This window comes from Pseudaeromonas paramecii, from assembly GCF_039540575.1.
Lineage (GTDB): Bacteria > Pseudomonadota > Gammaproteobacteria > Enterobacterales > Aeromonadaceae > Pseudaeromonas > Pseudaeromonas paramecii.
This window is the reverse complement of sequence record NZ_BAABFC010000001.1, coordinates 460,630-479,187: the sequence shown is the minus strand read 5'-3', so window position 1 is coordinate 479,187 and position 18,558 is coordinate 460,630. Positions and strand designations below refer to the sequence as shown.

Here is an 18,558-nt window from a genome sequence, read left to right as displayed (position 1 = left end):
GCCATGTTATTTCCAATACCCGAGGGGCTGACCCCATCCGACAAGAATAAGATCAACAGTTTTCTGCCGATCCGTAACAAGGGGAATGAGTTTAAGTGGGATACCATCACCGGGCTGGTGTTAGGCCATGTCCTGAAAAAGGTGGTGAAGAACTACTCGCTCGATCAGTTTCGTGAAGCGTGTCAGGCCCGGTTTATCGCCAAGTTGGATGAGCCTGGCTTCTGGCCAGTTTTGGATCGCATGTATTTTGCTACGGAAGCGGTGTTTCATATTTCACCGCTGTTCTTGCTGTTCAAGTCGCAGCAAAAAGGCAGTGGCAAGAGTGAGCTGGGTGCAGAAAACCTGCGCATGGCTGAATTATTCGCCGGTCTGCTGGGCAACACCTTCCTGTTTGACGATATTCCAGACAACCTCAACTTTATTGAGCAGGAGATGCTCAATGTATTGCGTAGTGAGCTGAAAGCTGGTTCGGTACTTCAATCGCAAGAGCAGCCTTACCTGCCTTATCTGGCGGCACACTTTCAGGACGACATTACCTTTTTGGCCTGCCATCCGCAGTACATGCTGCAAGAATTGACCAACATGCTGCAGTTGTATGCATTCAGTTATTGCGCTCAGTTGGCACTGCATGTCACGGATTGGAAGGCCGGCATACCGGCCAGCAAGCCACTTTATTTCATTTTGGATAACGAGAAAGCCAGTAAAGAGCGGGTTGCCGTGCAGTATTACGGTCATAAGTTGTTCTCGGAATCCAGTAAGCGCCTATTCCCGATGCTGTCGGCGCTGGAAGTGTTGCAAATCCAGTCGCCTAAGCGTCCGCTGTGGCAGGTCTACCGGGATGCACTGGCCTATCACGACCAACCGCGCCTGCTAGCTGAACTCAATCGCTATCTGCATGACTTTGCCGAATCGCGTACATTGCAGCCTTATTGGTGCGAGGCCCAGAATACTGAGCAGGCCTTTGATCTTTTGCGGGAACTGGCTATTCGGCAATTCGAATCGGAAAAGGACACCCGCAGCGAAATCAACAATAAGTACGTCAAAGAGTTGGAGAAACAGGTCGGCGCCAACTTTATCCAGTCGCGTGGCCGTGCTGGCCGCGTGCTGGTTCTCAACCAGGATCAGCTGCTGTTGTTGACCAATCTGGCGATTGGACAGCGCGACAAGTTGCGATTGCATGAGCTGATCAAAGGCTTTGAACAACGCGGTTTCTATCTGGATAGCCAGTCGCAACAGGTATTGGTTAGCTTCTATGAGCGCATGGGTAACGTGGAAAGAATGAGTGACAGTGGAGATGCCGTATATGTCCGCAAAACCCTATGAGCAGTTTTTGGCAGAGCAGTGTATTGATTGGATTGGCCAGGACATTCAGGCCGGCACACGTTATCAGTTCAAGTCTCCGGATGCGGAGAATGCCAAGCGTCTGTATCAGGCATTTGTCACCCTGTCGGGTGGACAAACGTTGTCTCTGGGGCATATGGCCTTACCCAAGGTGATGTGTAACGGCATCGCCCTGTTGCCTGTGCTACATGGTGATGCGCCAGAAGGCTGTACCGAGAATTACATCTCTCACCTGCGTGATGCAGTAGCCAGCCGAAGTGGTGATCTGGCGCAGGCCGGGCTGCTGATAATTCATAACAGTATGCTCGACACCCTGATCAATAGCGCAAGCGATCTGGCAGCACCTGGGGCGATTTGGCATCCCCATACATTACAAAGCAAACTCGCCGGGCTGATTGATCCCTACAACGACATGCGCGAGTTATCACAGTGTTTGCTGCAGGATCAGCTGGCAATCGTCACCGAAGAGGGTGCGACCGTCTTTGGTTTCGCTTCGCTGTACCGCTCTTTGGAGGATGGCCGTCTCGAGTTCAGCGAGCTCGGGCTGTTTGATGATCCGTTGATCCGCCAGATGAGTGGGCAAAGCGCGCAGATCCGTCGGCGTCTGGACGCCAACCGAACTTTGCGCCGCCATATCGAGTTCTGTGTCGAGCACTATGCCGATCAGCTTGAAAGCCAGCTCAAGGAGTTCAGTCCCAAGTTTATTCAACAGCACTTCCTCAAGGAGTCGGCGGACTGGAAACAGCTGGCGTTCCAGATCTATCTGGATGAAATGGATGCTAACAAGGCACAAAAGCTGATCCTGGATGCTATCGAGCTGGGGGCTGGCATGGCGGGGGCCACCCTGCTGCAACGCGACAAGAGCCAGACCAAGGCAGGGCAAAAAGAGAAGAGCCTGCTGATTGCGTTGCCGGCCGAAGTGGACACCTTGGCGCTAACGCTGACCTTTACCGGTAACGATCTGGAGAGTGATCAGCTGCGGCTGATGCATAACAAAGGCTTGGACAAGGTGCTGCACAAGCAGGTACGCCGTGGCGGTGGTAAGCGTTGCTGGGCAGATTTGACGCTCCCTTTTAATGGCGAGCCGACCTTTTTCAGCCTGGAGCTTAAGCGCGAAAATCGCTCCGAAGACTACAAGCTACGTTGTCTGTTGCTGCGCGAGGGCGATTTCTATCTGGAGCCGCTACAGAACTGTTTCCGCGTCGAGCCGCATAAAGGCTGGTTGACACTGCTGATGGATGAGGACCTGCTGCGGTTGCGCGCGGAGCCAGGCCCATGTCTGCATCTGGGCGCGGATGAGGAAGAGGTGGATTGCCGCGGCTACGGCGAGGTCGATTTTTCCGAGCAGGCAAACCAGATCGAGCGCATCCAGTTCACCTTGTGCAGCGGTGAATCGCGCCTCCCAATCAACATTGAAGGACCGGCCGCCGAAGAGGGGCTGATGTTGCCGCTGCTCTTTGATAAAGAGCGATTCGGCCGCCTGCTGCGCGATGACTACAACGGTGAATATAACCGCGCCAAGAATAAGATAGTCCTCGATAATGCCGAGCACGCCGTGGTCGGCGTGCGCCAGCAGCTGTTGACGCTGGAAGCGCGTTTTGTCGATGAACGGTTGATCTATATCGGCAGCTGTGGTGATCCAGTACGGTTAGGCAGCCTGCAGGCAAGCCATCCGGCGCTACACGATGCCTATGCGGCCTTGTTCGACTATCTGGCTCGCCACAAGAGCTTGCCCAGCCTGGTCAGCTGGGGCGAAGGCTATTGCCGGCTCGTGGAGGCCGTGGTGGCCGCTTACGAACGCGCGCTCCAGGGCATTCGCCTGCACAGTGTGTTGAACCTCGAAGAGAAGCGGCTGCTGCGCGTCGGTCTGTGCAAGCTTGAGGACAAGGAGCGCTTTAGCCCGCTGCACCCTCTGGTGCTGGCCTATTACAGCCAGCTGGTGGCGGCAATCCGCAGCGATCGCGATACCGATGGTCACAGCAGTTTTGATGAGCTGCCGGAGATCACCCGTGAGCGCATGGTGGCGTCGGGCCTGATGCCGTTCGCCTACGACGAGGCGGCCGGTTACGCCCACCTGCAGCCGGTCAAAGAGAACAACGGTTGGCTGGAGCTAGTACCGCGCCAGCTGGTGAGCCACAGCTTCGTCAAACGTCTGGTACGCGACAAACTGGCTGAGTTTACAAAGGCCTATGCTCGATTGTTCCGGGCCGGCCCCAATAGCACGCTGATCGTCAATGCCATCAATCAGGGCGAGGCGGCCGAGCTGTTTTTGGGGCTAGTGGAGCACTTTAAGCTGCATGGCGACGCGGCCTTTGCCATCCATGTGAATTTCTACGATGCCAGGCTGCAGTTTAATGAGTTTGACCGCTTCGCCGAGACACCTTCCTATGACGCGCTCAAAACCTGGCTGGGCTTGAATAATGGCAGCTGGCGTGAAGAGGCCGATCTGCTGATCGACCTATTACGCAGCCGGCTAACCTACAGCAAGTTTGTCACACCGACGGCAGACGGTGCCTTTACCTATGCCCATTTGGCGTTTTTCAGCAATAACGCGCCGGTAGAGTGCCACCTAATGGACCCCGCTCAGGCGCTCAGTGGTGTCTTGTGCGATGGTTTGATCGCCGGCGAGGCCGCCGAGACCAAAGACAGCGCCTATTTTACCGCCTTTGGTCTGCGGCATGTCGAGGTTGAACCCCATCCCAGCCTGCGCGTGGCTCGGCTGCTGGGCCAGCTTTGGCAACCGGCGCGCAAGAGTAACGATAGCCATCTTGGCCTGGGCATCGGGCTGGCCGTCAGCGCCGATTTCAAGCAGTTGCTGACTCACTCCTATAACAGCGCCTTGTGGACCACCATCATAGACCCCAAGGTGACTCTCGATTTCTTTACCAGCCAGAAGGATGTGGTGTTGATCCACTATTCGGATCAATACACCAGTGCGGCTGGCTACGATGCCATTACCGTGACACGGCGGGTCGATCTGTTTGAGGGCCTGCTGCGTAAGGAGAGCCAGACCCTGGGGCGCAATCTGCTCTCGGAATTTAATGCCTTCAATGGCGAGTGGCTGCTGCAGATGCTGACGGCGAATGCCACCCAGCGCAAAGAGAAGAACGGCATCATAGGGGCCTACAAGTTTGTTAGTGGCTTGCTGCTCGAGTCGGATATCAGCTGGGTGCCGCTGTCGGTGGCCGAGATGATTCGTGTCTCCGGCAATGTGGGCCTCAAGATGAGCGACAGCGAGTTTTCTCGCCATGTGCACGGTTACCGCAAGGGCGCCATCTCCGATGACGTGCTGTTTGTCGGTTTCAAGGATGACACCCTCTATCTGCTGCCGTTGGAAGTCAAAACCGGTGCGCGACCGGACTTCAAACATGCCGGTGAGCAAGCTCAAGAGCTGCTGCGCTACCTGCGGGATGAGGTGCTGGGGCCACAACGCTTGGCCAATCGCCTCTATCGCGGCCTGTTTGTGCGCCAAGTGCTGCAGCAGGTCGAGAAGTTGCGGCTCTACGGCGTACTCAGCGCCGAGCGGTTGAGTGAACTGCTGGCCCGCCGCGAATGGTGGCTCAAGGGTGAATATCAGGTCAGTGCTGTGCCCGGCTATGTGGACGGCATCGTCTTGGCGCATATCGACAACGACAGCTGCTTTGAACCCCAGTTGCAGACCACAGCGCAGAACCTGCTGCAGATTGAATTGCCCTATGCGCTGCTCCCCCAACTGATGTCAGCTGAAGGCGACGCCGAGTTGGCGCAGTTTGTTGCATGGTGTAAGGGCGCCGCGCACTACCGGTTGCAGCCGCTGCAACCGGCGGTGAGTGCGTCGATTGAAGTAACTGGATCGGCTGGCGCGGCAACAACCACAACGACCACCGCTGCGAGCCCGGTACCGCTGGCCGCAGAGTCGCCAGCTGTCTATGCACCTTCAGAGGCAACCGATGAGTCGGCGTTGCCCGTAGTAACGAGCGAACCGACAGCGACAAGCGAGCCCGCTGGCCCGCTGCAGGTGCTATTTGGCCATGATGCGCTGCGCCAACGCCCGCTGTATTGGGAGCCGACCAATACCGCCAAGTTTATGAATACCAATACCGGCATCATAGGCACCATGGGTACCGGCAAGACGCAATTTACCAAGTCGTTGATCACTCAGCTGATGCGTCAGCAGGGCAATAACGTCAATGGTGCTCCCATCGGCATGCTGATCTTCGATTACAAGTCCGACTATGTGGATGACGCCTTTACCGATGCCAACCAGAGCAAGAAATTCAAACTGCATCGGCTGCCCTATAACCCCTTGAGCCTCTACGGTGATATGCCGATGTTGCCGGTGCATACCGCCACCGGCTTTGCCGAAACCCTGACCAAGGCATTTGGCTTGGGGCCCAAGCAACAGCTCAAACTGCGCAAGCTGATCCTGGATGCCTATGAACTGGCGGGGATCAGTAAGTCGGATGCCAGCACCTGGAGCAGACCGGCGCCAACCTTGACCCAGGTGTGGGATCTGTTTTTGGAGCAGGAGAAGGTGGAAGAGGATTCGCTCTACGCGGCCCTCGACTCACTGGTGACCTATGAGATCTTCGAGACCCAGCCGGATGCCGTCTGCTCCCTGTATGACCTGCTCGATGGTGTGACCGTGATCGAGCTGGCGGGTTACTCGCCACAGATCCAAAACCTGGTGGTGGCCCTGACGCTGGATCTCTTCTACTCGCAGATGCAAAAGCGCGGCAAGCCGCAGGTGCAGGGCGATTACCGCCAAATCACCAAGATGATCTTGGTGGATGAGGCCGACAACTTTATGTCGCAGGACTTCCCCAGCCTGCGCAAGATTTTAAAAGAAGGGCGGGAATACGGGGTCGGGGTCATTCTCTCGACCCAGGATCTCAGCCACTTCAAGACCGGGGAAAACAATTACGGCTCCTATATTCTGACTTGGGTGGTGCATCGCGTCGCCGAAATCAAGAATGCCGATATCAAGGCCATCTTTAATAAAGATGATAAGAGCGAACAGGATCAATTAATGGAAACCATCCGCAAGCTGGACAAGCATTTTAGTCTCTATATCGATGGCGAAAAGCAAGTCAGCAAGATGCGGGATAGAGCGTTTTGGGAGATCAATTAAGTATGAGAAGAGTTGCAGATAGCGGATGTAGATACGACTTCGAAAAAAGAGGTGCTTTTGGCGTATTTAGGTCGAATGGCTCTATACCCATTGAATACATCATGACCACATTTGATATAAATGAGATTGTTCGCCTTTCTTTCGCAAGAGATGTCAATACAGAGTTGAATTTTGATTATTTGATTCAACGAGACATTGATGAGGAACGAGCGCTTGCAGAAATCAGTCAATATATAGCATCTTCTCCAGAAAAAATTCAGAAAGATGTAATATTTCTTCCCCCATTGTTGGCAGCTGTGGTCAGTGTTGATGATATGAATAACCTGGATAGTTTCTATCCATCTTGTGATTTTAATCCTAAGGCTGATAATTTTGGTGAAATATATGAGCGGGAGTGGACTAGAGTTTTTAAAATTGAAAACTATCATAAGAATGATGGCCGGATTATTGGTTTTTCCACAAACAATGGGTATAAAAATGTTCCTGTTGATATTGAATCTGCAAAAATATCTTTAAATATTACTCCAAATGGTGTTAAGGGGGCCAGATTAGTAGTCATAGATGGTCAGCATCGGTTATATGCGCTTTCCTATTTAAGGAATAACATGCGAGAACTGGTTGAAGACCTTATTGTGCCTGTTTGTATTGTGTACCCATCAGGGTCATATTTAACAAATGATAATATTTCCTCCCAACCAAGTGTTCCTCAGGTATTAAGAAGTTTGTTCGTCGATGTTAACTCAACAGTTGAAAGAGTTAGCGGTCATTTTCTTACGTTACTTTCTGAACAAACATTGGGATCTATTATTTGTAGAGAGTTTTGTAAGACTGTCCTTCGAGAAAAGGGAGTTGAAGGGCTTGGTCTTGTCGAATGGAACACTAAAAAGCATAAGGAATCTTTGGAGATATCAAGAGAGCATACAATAACAAGCATTGGCGTTATAAATAGTGCATTTGATGATGTGTTTAAGACAAAAAATGGGGTGCGTTTACTGACTGACATACTTGGTATTTCTAATCAGGATGTCAATTTCGATTTTGGTAAAGATGAATATGATGAGTCACTTCCAGTTCCAGAGTATTTTCCGTGGAGAGATTATCAATCCATACATAAAGAGCAGTTGTCTCAATTGGTAAATAATGTAATTACACCGGTTCTTATGAGTGTATTTTTTGAAACATCATATTTCAAAAAATATTATAATAAAATTAAGAATTATTTTACGGTTAGGGAACAAGAGCTGAGAGTTGAACGTTCTAATGAAGCAAATTATTTTGCAGAGGTTAAAAACTACTATCTATATAATAAACCATTTAGTGAAAGTGGCCGTGTGACTTTCGGTAATGTGCGATTGGAGATTCAAGCTTTAATTAATGACGCGGTACCTTCTTTTGCTAGGAAGTCAATTTTTCAAAAAGCAGTGATTGAAGCTTGGACCATCTTATGCTCTAAGTTTCTTGCAAATAAGATAAGTTTAGTAAATATCCCATCAATTCTGACTTTTTGTATAGATAATGCCTTTGATTCGAGAGTGGATGTTTTTAATGAACAACATTTATATCTCCAAGATACAATTTACTCTGGTTCAAGAATAAAGGTTACGAGGTCATCTAGACGACAAATTTCGAGGTTGATTTTGTCGAATTGCGTCAGAGTAAATTTGTTGGATTTTTTGAGCGATAATGAAAAAAATGTTTTAGGCACAATAGCCGAGTCTGAAGTTGGAGGGTTCATTTCCCAGATGGAAAATGATAAGCGGAAGGCATTTGAAAGTTCATATAAAACAAATTTTTCTATCTCTTTGTATGATAGGGAAAGATTAATTCACGCAGAACAAAGTAAGTCTAATAACATTAGAAAAACAGTGCCTGATGTAGGTTCATTTATGTCTGAGTTTGACCAAATCATTTCTGAGCTGATCTCTAATGACTTAAAAAACTCATACAGTGATCTATCAAATACAGTTGCTTTTAGTAATTTTGTGTTATCTGTAGATGATATTCAGGAAGACGATTTCTAATGAATGTGTACTTTTCTTTTGCTCATGAATTTTCAGAGGACGCATCTGAAATAGTAAAAATATGCAGCATGGAATATGAAAGGTTTATAATGGTTGCTATTAATGAACAGATATGCAATGAATTTATATCTAGTCTTGATTGTCAACTTAGCAATGTTAGCTTTTTCTATTTTTCGGGCCCAAAAATTTTGGGCCCTATTAAAAACTTAATGGGTGTGCTTTGTGGTGATGCTGATTACTATTTGATAGATCTGGAAAACATTAACAGTGCCGCTCAAAAAATAGAACAGCTTGATTGTCGTTGCTTTAGTGAAATAAATAGGCTGAACATGGGGGTGATCAATTCAACTCTAGAGTGTTTAGACCCTAATTTAGTTTTTTTTATAAAGAAAACAGTAAATGAGCTTATTAACTTTCAAGAAGAGGTTGGAAGGTTTTTAATTGGTGAGAGCTATTTTTCTGACTCAATAATCATGGCTAAAATCAACAGCTCTGATTTTGATAACATTAAACTATCTGAACTAAATGAATTTCTGAATCATCTAGTAAATATATGTGGACACTATGGCACGTTAAGTAATTATATTGATGTTGCCATTCAATGTTTCAGGTATTACATGTTATGTGTCCCAAATAATTCAGCGCAATTGATGCATTCAGTTAATAGTCAGTATGTTCAGGATTCATATCCTTCCTTATATAAAATAAATTCGGTTATTAATTATCTTGCATATAAAACCTCAATGAAGAAAAAGTTGTATAATAAAGCATTCATGCACTTATTCAGAACCTATGAGTATTACACATCTGGAACTCTTATTTCCAGAGGGAAAGCAATGTTTGGAAATGCAAATAAGAAAGGGATGGTACACTCAGATTGTTATTTGGTCAACAATAAACATTGCTTGGGATTTTATACGGTTTATAAAGAGTTGGCCCAAGCTGCACCCAATATTGCAAACAATAATGATTATATTAAAATGGATGATTATATCTCTATGAGGAATAAGTTTCATTATACGCATGGTGATTTAAAGGTTAGAAAAGATACGGTTGTTGGCTTTGAAAGTGTAGTGATAAATCAGATTAATTTTCTAGAGCAAGAGCTTATGCAAAATAGAGTCACATTCCAGCATCTTGAATTAGAGTTAAGCAAGTGCTTGCTTATTGATGAATATGAGAGCATGGTGCTGGTTATAAAAGATTATTTCTTAAAGACAATCAAAGAAATGAGTATGCTAAATGTTAATAATGTTTAGTTTGCACATATTAATATTGATGACTATTTAAAAGGTTATTCAGCCTGTTCATAACTTAGATTCATTTATTCCCCTCCATTTATTCCAGACTAAATATTGTAAATTTCTATCACCAAATTCCATTCCTTCATCCATCCGCTTAAAATAAGAAATCCGGGACCTGACTCCGTCAGGCTCCCGGAAATGATCTCCGCGTTCGGATTGGGGGTGGATATCCAGTGTTTGTAATAACTGGCTTAGAGCGATGATCTTGGGATTGCTGGCGCTGATGGCTTCACCACATCGCTTGATATCCTGATAGACAATCAGGGCTAGCAGATACTCTTCTTCGGTCCACGGAATATTTTTGCGGTTGTTCTCACTCATAAGGCCTGTGCTAAATCATTGAGACTTCGATGGTTGCGTAATGCAGCTATACCATCCTCGACATGTGCCGCCCAGGCCTTTGTCAGCTCTTTTTGATCCAGCTCAGGATAGTGCAGCGTCAATAGCAATTCGGTGACTTGGCTGGTTTCACCCAGCCAGGTGTTTTTATCCAAAACCAAAGCGCCATCGAGTTTGCGTTGATCGCCGTGATAACGAAATCCGGATTCCATTGAGCGGAAAAAAGCGATACGGGCAGCGATATTGGGGGTCACACCGGTATAGGCCTTGAGACGCTTGAGTTGCTCTTCGGTCTGCTGTGTTAATTGCATGCGGTTCGGTAACATCAGCTGGCCTCCTTTTGCTGCCAGAAGTAACCATCTTTGAGGAACGAGCATTTGGTCAGACTATCAAAATGGATCTGATAGGCATGGGAAATATCATCCTGCAATGCGCCGGCAAAATAACGCTGGTCCACTTCGGTGTCGGTGGAGAGTAAGACCACCTGATGGCTGGCGAAGGGGAAGTAGTGTTCGATCAGTTTATCTCTGTGATGCGAATCCAGGCGCCCCAACGGCGTATCGATGATCACCGGTAATTGACGGCCCGAGGTTTTCGCCAAGGCTTCGAGAATGGCAATGGCATAAATCTGCTTTTCACCCGCCGAGAGTAATTTCCGGCTGATGGCACTACCATGCTCATCAATGAGTTCAACATCAAAGCTCTCAGGATTAATCCGCGCCTGGATTTGCAGATCTTCTTTACGCGCCAATTTGTGATAAGCCTGAGCAAAGGCCTGCTCCAGCTTTTTCACCCGCGCCAGCGTCAAGACTTCTGAATACTCTTCCAGCAGCTTGATGGCTTCCCGGGCATTTTTCTGGGCACTGTTATCGGTAAATTGATCGCGCTCCTTATCATGCAACTTTTGAATATCCCGCGCGGCGTTAAGCTGTTTATTCAGTGCTTGCCGTGCCTCTTCCAGCAGGGCCTTATATTGCTGGATTTCCCCCTGCCGCTTCTTATCCAGAGCCCGCAATGTCTCAAATAGCCCGATCAGCTGATCATCTTCCGGGGCGCGGGCTATATTGGCTGCGGCTTGATCCAGAGCCTGCTCGACCTCTTGCAGTCGCGCCCTGGCCGTGTCAAAACGGGAGCGGGCATGCTGGCTGTCATGGGTGATTAGCTGCTCAATGACACCATATTCCCGCTCCGAGATATCGAGCTTGATATCGCCTTGGGGCTTGTCCGCCAGATAGGCATCGAGCTTATCTTTAATGGCTTCGGCGGCAATCTTGCCAGCCTCCTTGGATTGGAAGGCCATCTGCCCTTGCAGTGCCTGCAGGAACTGCGTCAGCTCATTGGTAAAGTGCCGGGTCTGTTTCAAGCTGGCTTCGATGCTCAGTTGCTCGAGCAGACCGGCCAAGGTGGTTGGCGCTAGTGCCAATGGCAGACTGGTTTCCATCTCGTGGCGGATCTGCTTTTCTAGCAGTTCTTTTTCTTTTAACAGGGCATCGACTCTTTGTTGCTCTTGGGCCTTGGTTAAGGCAAAGGCACCGCCTTCAGCCGCCAGCTGAGTTTCATATTTCTTGATATCGGCAGTGAGCAGTTCAATCGCGGCGGCACGCACATCAGCTTCAAAGCGGAAGTGTTCAGCCTGCTTGGCGTATTCGGCACTTTCCTTTTCCAAAGTTTCCAGCCGCTTTTGTTGCTGTCGGCTCAGTGAGTTGGCCTCCATGCGCTTGAGGTAGATGATCAGATCGCTGCGCAGCTTGCTAACCAGATCCAGCCCCAGCAGGCGGCGCACTGCAGTTTGCAGCACCTTGCCCGATTCATCTTCGGCTAGCTCAGCAATCTTTTCCCCATCGAAGAAGAAGAGATCGGCAATGCCGTGGGGGATCAGCTCATTCAAAAAGCCCTGGCACTGATCGTAATTCAGCTCCTCTTTGGCGACGCCGTCTTGCAGCAGCATCAGGCGATCTTTCTTGCCGCGCTTCCAGCTGCGGATGACGGTAAATTCTGATTCGACGCCATCCTTGTTGTAGGTAAAGCACAGCTCGACACTGGCCTCCTCGGGGCGCTGGACGGCGCTGACACCGTTATGCACCAAGGCTGCCAGATGCTGGATGTAGTCCTGCTGGGTATAGAACTGGTCGAACGCCAACCGGCCATAGAGTGCAAGGCGGATGGCGGTCAGAATCGAGGTCTTGCCGGCACCATTGAGACCGCCAAACAGCACTATTGGGCGCTGTTGAATGGTCTCACCGCTGATGGTCCTATCCTCCCGCGGCGCCAGGTCGATCTTATGGCTGCCGCGGAACACGCGAAAGTTATGCAGCGTCAGGCTCTTAATGATCATCTGTGGTTACCTCGCTTAGCAGGCCGCTGATCTGATCCGCATGGGCCAGCAACGTCTGAACATCCCGGATCTGCGCTTCTATCTTATCAATGGCTTCCTCATGCATATCCCGTTCATTGCGTTTTTGCAGGGCAGACTGCTTGAGCTGTATCGCCTCTAGCGATCCCCAATCCTGCTTGAGAATGCTGCCGATCTTGTCGAAGACCCCTTGGCGTTTGCTGAGTCCTTCTAAGGAGATCTCCAGTTCAATCAGCTTTTTGACCATCTCGGGTTCGACATCGTGGTGCTGGGCCAACTGGTCCAGCAGCTCGGCATCACTGGCATCGAACCGCGACTGATCATCGACGACCCACGCCAGATCGCGGCCATACACCTCGCGGTAGAGCCGCGGCAGGCTGTCGTTCCAGTCTGGCTCGTTAGGATCTTTGAGCCAATGCTGGCGGATGGCATGTAGCTCGGGCTCGGTGATCAGGGTGATGGTGTGGCCTTGGGCGTTCAGATTTTTTTCTAGCTGCAGCAGCTCCTGCAGCCATAGCTGACGGTATTTAAGCCAGTAGGGGCCGGGAACGTGCTTGCGCTCGGCGGCAATATCTTCACCATCCTTGGCGTACTGGTAGCTGACCTTGCCTGTACGCCGCTTGTAGTTACGGTAGATATCCTTCTGCTCAGGATCTGTGGTCCTGGCCAGTTGGTCGCGGAATTGCAACAGCGGCAGCATCCAGTCTTCGCCGTTCTGGATCAGACTTTCCATGGCTCTGTCTTTGGTGACGACGGTGCAGGTCCAGCAGCCAAAACGGGAGTTGCCGCAGGAAGGGGTGCTGTCGTCGATCACCAGCGGGCATTCCCCCTGACCGGACGAGTCCATATACAAGGTCCACAGCGGACGGTTATTGCCGCCCCATGGGTTTTCCCACTCCTCGATCTCGTCCTCTTCCGCATAGCGGAAGGCGCCGCGTAGCAGCTTCCACACATCCTCCACATCCCAGGTATCGATGGGCGTGTAAATAAAGGCATTGGCCAATGTGGTGTGGCGAGCCAGACGAGTGCCATCGATCTTGTGCTTGGCGATAACCTGGGCCCGGGAGGCGCTCTCGCTACTGCGCGAGCCCAACACCACAATCACTTCCTCGAATTGGCTGACCTTATCCTTGATGAAATCGCTGACGGGATTGATCTTCATCCGCTCGGTACACCAGCGGAAGTTGCGGGTTGGCGCCGGATAGCCTTTACCCAGCAAGTTGACCCAAAAGGTCTCGCTGGTTTTGGGGACCACAGGGTGAACCGTGATGGGCAGCTTGTCGCGCTGAGCACCACGCTCAATCTGCTTCATGGTACGAATGATCAGATCGACCACCACGGGGGTTTCGACCAGGGTATCGGATGAGACGACGAAAATCGGCTTGCTACGCAGCTTCGGTGTCAGACCCAACAGCGCCAGATACACCAGCGTGATGACGGCGGAGGAGTCTTTACCACCGCTGTAACCGATGACCCAGGGGCGTTTGTCGGCGCAGTAGATGCGTTGCACCTCGGCGACATAATGTGCCAGTGGGTGACCGGCGAATTGTTCAAGATTGATAAAGTCTTCGTAGTCGCCCAAATCATGGGCCATTTGCAAGGTGCTCATTGCTGTACAACCTGTTCTTCGAGCACCTTTTCCTCAGGAGTGAGGGAAAGGTTCAGGGCAATTTTCAATGCATTGCAGGTCAGTTGAATCGCAGAGATAGACTTGCTCAACTTGCCATGCAACATGGTCCGACGCAGCCATTCTGGATTGGTCTTGCGCCAGTCGATGGTTCTGAGAAGGGTCAGATCTTGTTTCCAACTCTCGGGGTGCTCACTGATCAGGCTGCGACCCAACAGGCCGAGCGCATGTAGGCCGACACCGTGGGCATGAACATAGTCCTGCCGCAGCTGAGCAGGGGAGACCTCTTTGCGACAGGCCATCTGCCAGTCGGGCATCTGGGCATAGACGGCTAGCCAGTAATCGCGGGCGATGGCGGCTTCCTCTTCGCTGCAGCCTTCTTTGGAGCCCTTTCCTAACAAGGCGCGCGTCGCCTGCTTAATGCTGCTTAATGTGAACAGCTTGCTGGAGAGGGCAGAGATGCTGGATTTCTCCATCTCGGTCAGGCCGACAAAGGGCTCGATCGTGGTGGCCAGCAGACGGGCCAGATCGGAAGCCTGATCGCGGTGATCATAGAGTGTCGCCAAGGATGGGCTGGGCTTGACCGCGTACTTGTTCAGGTCGGCAAACATCTGCTGACTGCGGTGCAAGCCTTCGTCAACGAAGAACAGTACCGGGATATTGTCCTGGCCCAGTTCGGGGCGTTCGGCAATGGCCTCTTCGATCGCCTTGCGTCTGTGCTGACCGTCGTTGATCAGGATCTGGGCATCCATAGGCACACGCAGGGTGCCCAAATTGTTCGAGCCGGGATGCTCTTCAAACTCGACATCGACGGCAATAGAGGCCGTGAGCGCAGAAAAGACGTAGTCCTTAGGGTTTTCCAGCAGGTAACGCACCATTTCCGGAATGCGCGACTTGTTCAAGGTGCGCTGAGCGCGCAGCTCTGGCGGTACTTCACTCTCATCAAAACTGAAAATCTTCGGGATGATCCGCATTGGGCAGGTAGCAATGTAGAAGGGCCTGCCGGCCTGAATGCCCCTGACTGCAGGAAAAGAGTAACAGTAGTCGGAATCAAAGTGACTCATGATGTGTCTCCTACTCGCCAACCTGCGTTAAATATGACGCACTGCGTTAAAATGTACGTAAGATTTGTTTTTCATAATAATAATGACGTTATAAAAGTGTGGAATATGGTGTATAAACGAGCTCTGCGTTATCTTTAACCGGAAATTCTACTTGTTGGTTACGTGTATTCGGAAGCACTTTATCATTTTTCCCTCTCGACTTAGCACTGCCTCAAACTCCCCTCGGCTTAGATTCAGATCCTGTTGCAGGTCTAGTCCGAACAGCTTGCCCAGGTGCTGCTCAAGCGCGCGCTGCTTGGCAAAGTCCGGGTGATCCGTGGGCAGCAGATAGCTTTTATTCAGTAGCGGCGGGCGGCGGGGTGCATCGACATAGTCGAAGAAGTCCACCTCCTGCTCGGCCATGCGGATCTTGATGCGCTCCACCAGATAGGGGATGGGCTGAGTAAAGTCGTCATAGCCCAACAGGCTGACCTTGCCGGATTGGCTATGCACCTTGATGACCTCTATCTCATCCAGTTCACCATACAGCTGACAGGCGGCGCCGACATAGACCCGTAGCAAGGGCGGTAGCTGCGACAGGTACTGCTTGTGCAGTAGCAGTGAGTGCCCCGGATAGTAAAGCGAGGCGGGGAGTTGTTCGTGGGCACTGTGGCAGGCGTCCTCGATTTGCTCTGGTGAGGCGATGGCAAACAACAGCTCGCGGGCGTGGGCCATGGCGCTAGGGTAATCGCCGAAGAAGGCCTTGATGTCGCGCTTTAGCGCTTCGGTGAGTTGACGGTATGGCCGCCGCTTGTCAAACAAGGTCAGTGCCAAGTAGACGGATAGATCTTCGCTGCGTGCTTGTCTGGCTTGCTCAAGCCAGTCTGTGCCTTCTTGTCGTTCCAACAGATGCAGTACCCGAGCCGGGCTGCCGGCTAATTCTTTGAGCCGAGGATAATCGGGGAACTCCTCTTCAATGGGGAGCCGGCCAAGATCAAGACAGCGTTGCCAGAAGGCTTCAAATAACTCGGGGGTTTGTTGCTGAGCCTGTTGTAACTTGCTCAATTTATGCTGGTTGGGCTGCGTTAATTGGTGCCAGCCGTGCTGCCGGCGTAGCCGACCGCTTAAAAAGGCTTGCTCCGCTTGTTTGTCCTTGAAGAGGTAGAAGATGCCGGGGGCGACGGCGATGGGGACTTCATCCAGAGTGCGCTCCAAGAAGCCCCTTAGCTCGCTCTGGTTGTAGTACTTCTGAAAGGTGTTGCGGGAGGTGATGATGCCGTCGCCATAGGGCTTGAACTGAGCAATAAAGTCGTCGCTGGCCAGCATGGCCGACACGACTAACAGCGTCTGACATAGTGCCCAGGCCCCTAGTAGGGCTTCCACCCGTTCTATGGGATCCTCTATGACATTGATGACGTACCCCAGGTTGACGAGTGCCGAGGCATGCTTGCCGGCCTCGGGGCGAAAGTTGGGGTCCCAACCTAAGGCATCGATACCGTGAGCCTGCAATTCCCGCAGATCATCACCCCGGCCACAACCGTAATCGAACACTGAGAATTCACCATTTAGATAGCCGTGTTTAGCCAGCAGCTTCATGGGGGCGGAGAGCTGGTAGCGCACCAGGGCCGTCTTATGGCGATCTATGGTGGTGGCGGTATCGGTTTGAGGCAGCATGGACTGACGAAACAGCCGGCCATCCACTAGGGCATAGCCGTGTTGGGCAATTAGTCGCTCCCAGCTTTGTTTAAACCCAATCTTGCGCGGTTCTGCATAGAGGCCGGCGGCCTCGCCTTCCTGAGTGATAAGATAAAAATCTGGCACGCTGGGATGCTCCGGCCACAACATCTGTTCTTTGCGGTGGAGTATTGGCGGATTGTCTTGCGCGTCATATATAACCACGCGGTGCTGCAGTCGGCTCAGATCCACGGTGACGCTCTGCCGCAATGTCGGATAGGCGTCTGAAAAAAAGTCAGGATAGTGGAGCAAAGAGAGGCGGAATTGCTCGCGGCCTAGCTTTACTAGATTCCACTCATCGGGTGCCACTTTGAGGGCCTGACCGACGGCCTCAACAAACCGGGATAATCCGGGATCTGTCCGGGACAAGGTCTCACGGTGCAAGTAGATGGCCTCCGGTAGCCGCTTACCAAAGGGCAGGGTGGCCACCCGCTGGGCGAACTCTGCGGCCGTCAACATAGTGGCTCCTGGCTGGCCATGGCATCTAGTTGGGATCTCGTTAGCCGACGGGGAATGCGGCGCCCCTGATGCTCTGTCAGCAAAATCAGCTGGCCTGCGGGGCTGGAAGAAAAGCTCAGGTGCAACGGTCTTTGTGGGCCGTAGAGATAGAGTCGATCAAAGGGCAGATGCTGAGCTAGCCACTGCGCAATGCGATGACTGTTTTGCCCGGGATAATAAAAATCTATGGCGGCACCACCTCGGGGGCAGACGAGCTGGCCCTGACGGGTCAGCTCATGCGCGGCGTGTTGATCCAGCTTAGGGGCGATACGGGGGGAGGTGTTGGCCAAGATCAGTTGCCGCAGTCGCGCGCCACAGAAACCGAATGTCAGCTCAGGCCGGCCGAACTGCTCCCAGAGTGGATCCAGTAACCCTTGGGCCAATGTGGCATAGGCCTCCCAACTGGCCGGTTGCTGTGGCGTATTGTCGCAGCGTGTTTGCTGCCAGGTCTCGCCGCAGTGGAATAGCTCCCTGAAGTGCAAGTATTGGCTGCATGCCTGGTCGAGTTGTGTCGTATTCATGTGACTTGCTCATCCCACAGGCGCTGCAACAGCGCCAGGCTGGTTTGGTAGATGCCGGGGCTGCGGGCCTCGCTGGGGCCGGCGAGATTGAGCACTCGGATGGGGTGCTGGCTCAACCAGCAAAGGAGGGCGGTGTGCTGGGGCGGGTAGGGGTCGTCCAACTGCCAAATAAAGCCAGGTTTGCCCAGTTTGCGGATGAATTCCTGGGTGAGACGGCTGCCGCCGGACAGCTCTCCCCGGATGAGGATCAGGGTGGCGTCGCTGTCGCGCACGTTGGCCTTGGTGCGCTGGCGATAGCCGGGGGAGTCGGTCTCCTGCAGCCGGTAGTCGTCCGGCAGCGGCCCATCTGCCGCCAGGCGCCCCTTGGGGCACCAGCCTCCGTGCGCCAGCCCCTGGCGCCGGGCAAAGTCCAGGGCGGCGCGGTCGACACCGGTTTGGCCACCGGAGATCAGTGTGGTGAGGCTGGTCAGGGGCATGGGGTTGGCACCTTGGGCACATGGCAGACGGGGGCACTATGCCACAGGTCGCCTGCCTGGGATGTGCTGGCGTCATACAATCTGAATATCCGATTATTTGAATCTTTTTAATCGACTGGCAAAAGGTCATCAAGTTGCCAACTATGGGGGAAACACTATGGTTCATGTGTGGATCGGTTCACGGCGATCCT

At 51.7% G+C, this 18,558-nt stretch carries 12 protein-coding genes; 4 read left to right on the top strand and 8 right to left on the bottom strand.

All coding sequences use genetic code 11. The annotated features are described in order from the left end of the window. The first annotated feature begins 3 nt into the window (after positions 1-3). The 4 genes from dptG to ABD847_RS02340 all read left to right on the top strand — a co-directional run bounded on the left by dptG (position 4) and on the right by ABD847_RS02340 (position 9,731). Positions 4-1,323: a DNA phosphorothioation-dependent restriction protein DptG gene (gene dptG, locus ABD847_RS02355; RefSeq protein WP_345009659.1), complete on the top strand. Its 1,320-nt coding sequence runs from the start codon at positions 4-6 to the stop codon at positions 1,321-1,323. Beyond that, positions 1,304-6,451: a DNA phosphorothioation-dependent restriction protein DptH gene (gene dptH, locus ABD847_RS02350; protein ID WP_345009657.1), complete on the top strand. Its 5,148-nt coding sequence runs from the start codon at positions 1,304-1,306 to the stop codon at positions 6,449-6,451. The genes dptG and dptH overlap by 20 nt, the downstream gene beginning before the upstream one ends. 101 nt (positions 6,452-6,552) lie before the next feature. After that, the gene (locus tag ABD847_RS02345) at positions 6,553-8,472 is read left to right on the top strand and encodes a ParB N-terminal domain-containing protein (protein WP_345009655.1); all 1,920 of its coding nucleotides are present in this window, start codon (positions 6,553-6,555) and stop codon (positions 8,470-8,472) included. Continuing rightward, positions 8,472-9,731: a hypothetical protein gene (locus ABD847_RS02340; protein WP_345009653.1), complete on the top strand. Its 1,260-nt coding sequence runs from the start codon at positions 8,472-8,474 to the stop codon at positions 9,729-9,731. The genes ABD847_RS02345 and ABD847_RS02340 overlap by 1 nt, the downstream gene beginning before the upstream one ends. A 48-nt stretch (positions 9,732-9,779) precedes the next feature. Here ABD847_RS02340 and ABD847_RS02335 read toward each other — a convergent pair whose 3' ends face one another. The 8 genes from ABD847_RS02335 to ABD847_RS02300 all read right to left on the bottom strand — a co-directional run bounded on the left by ABD847_RS02335 (position 9,780) and on the right by ABD847_RS02300 (position 18,367). Next, on the bottom strand, positions 9,780-10,097 hold the full coding sequence (locus tag ABD847_RS02335; RefSeq protein ID WP_345009651.1) for a hypothetical protein: 318 nt from the start codon (positions 10,095-10,097) through the stop codon (positions 9,780-9,782). Beyond that, positions 10,094-10,441, bottom strand: a complete 348-nt coding sequence (gene dndE / locus ABD847_RS02330; RefSeq protein WP_345009649.1) for a DNA sulfur modification protein DndE — start codon at positions 10,439-10,441, stop codon at positions 10,094-10,096. Before dndE ends, ABD847_RS02335 begins: the two co-directional genes overlap by 4 nt. Beyond that, complete coding sequence (gene dndD / locus ABD847_RS02325; RefSeq protein WP_345009647.1) at positions 10,441-12,450, bottom strand: DNA sulfur modification protein DndD; 2,010 nt, start codon at positions 12,448-12,450, stop codon at positions 10,441-10,443. Before dndD ends, dndE begins: the two co-directional genes overlap by 1 nt. After that, positions 12,440-14,077 carry a DNA phosphorothioation system sulfurtransferase DndC gene (gene dndC / locus ABD847_RS02320; RefSeq protein WP_345009645.1) on the bottom strand — a complete coding sequence of 546 codons (1,638 nt, stop codon included), beginning with the start codon at positions 14,075-14,077 and terminating at the stop codon, positions 12,440-12,442. Before dndC ends, dndD begins: the two co-directional genes overlap by 11 nt. Further along, entirely contained in the window at positions 14,074-15,159 is a 1,086-nt protein-coding gene (gene dndB / locus ABD847_RS02315) for a DNA sulfur modification protein DndB (protein ID WP_345009642.1), read from the bottom strand. The genes dndC and dndB overlap by 4 nt, the downstream gene beginning before the upstream one ends. Positions 15,160-15,306: 147 nt before the next feature. After that, positions 15,307-17,331, bottom strand: a complete 2,025-nt coding sequence (locus ABD847_RS02310) for a DNA phosphorothioation-associated putative methyltransferase (RefSeq protein WP_345009641.1) — start codon at positions 17,329-17,331, stop codon at positions 15,307-15,309. After that, entirely contained in the window at positions 17,325-17,891 is a 567-nt protein-coding gene (locus ABD847_RS02305) for a hypothetical protein (protein WP_345009640.1), read from the bottom strand. Before ABD847_RS02305 ends, ABD847_RS02310 begins: the two co-directional genes overlap by 7 nt. After that, positions 17,888-18,367 (bottom strand): putative molybdenum carrier protein, encoded by a 480-nt coding sequence (locus ABD847_RS02300; protein WP_345009639.1) that lies wholly within the window; start codon positions 18,365-18,367, stop codon positions 17,888-17,890. The genes ABD847_RS02305 and ABD847_RS02300 overlap by 4 nt, the downstream gene beginning before the upstream one ends. Positions 18,368-18,558 lie beyond the last annotated feature (191 nt).

Bases quoted from the DNA above. Each gene is read 5' to 3' on its own strand.
- dndE (WP_345009649.1), bottom strand. From the start codon at position 10,441: ATGTTACCGAACCGCATGCAATTAACACAGCAGACCGAAGAGCAACTC.
- dptH (WP_345009657.1), top strand. From the start codon at position 1,304: ATGTCCGCAAAACCCTATGAGCAGTTTTTGGCAGAGCAGTGTATTGAT.
- ABD847_RS02300 (WP_345009639.1), bottom strand. From the start codon at position 18,367: ATGCCCCTGACCAGCCTCACCACACTGATCTCCGGTGGCCAAACCGGT.
- ABD847_RS02335 (WP_345009651.1), bottom strand. From the start codon at position 10,097: ATGAGTGAGAACAACCGCAAAAATATTCCGTGGACCGAAGAAGAGTAT.
- dndB (WP_345009642.1), bottom strand. From the start codon at position 15,159: ATGAGTCACTTTGATTCCGACTACTGTTACTCTTTTCCTGCAGTCAGG.
- ABD847_RS02305 (WP_345009640.1), bottom strand. From the start codon at position 17,891: ATGAATACGACACAACTCGACCAGGCATGCAGCCAATACTTGCACTTC.
- ABD847_RS02310 (WP_345009641.1), bottom strand. From the start codon at position 17,331: ATGTTGACGGCCGCAGAGTTCGCCCAGCGGGTGGCCACCCTGCCCTTT.
- dndD (WP_345009647.1), bottom strand. From the start codon at position 12,450: ATGATCATTAAGAGCCTGACGCTGCATAACTTTCGCGTGTTCCGCGGC.
- ABD847_RS02345 (WP_345009655.1), top strand. From the start codon at position 6,553: ATGACCACATTTGATATAAATGAGATTGTTCGCCTTTCTTTCGCAAGA.
- dndC (WP_345009645.1), bottom strand. From the start codon at position 14,077: ATGAGCACCTTGCAAATGGCCCATGATTTGGGCGACTACGAAGACTTT.
- dptG (WP_345009659.1), top strand. From the start codon at position 4: ATGTTATTTCCAATACCCGAGGGGCTGACCCCATCCGACAAGAATAAG.
- ABD847_RS02340 (WP_345009653.1), top strand. From the start codon at position 8,472: ATGAATGTGTACTTTTCTTTTGCTCATGAATTTTCAGAGGACGCATCT.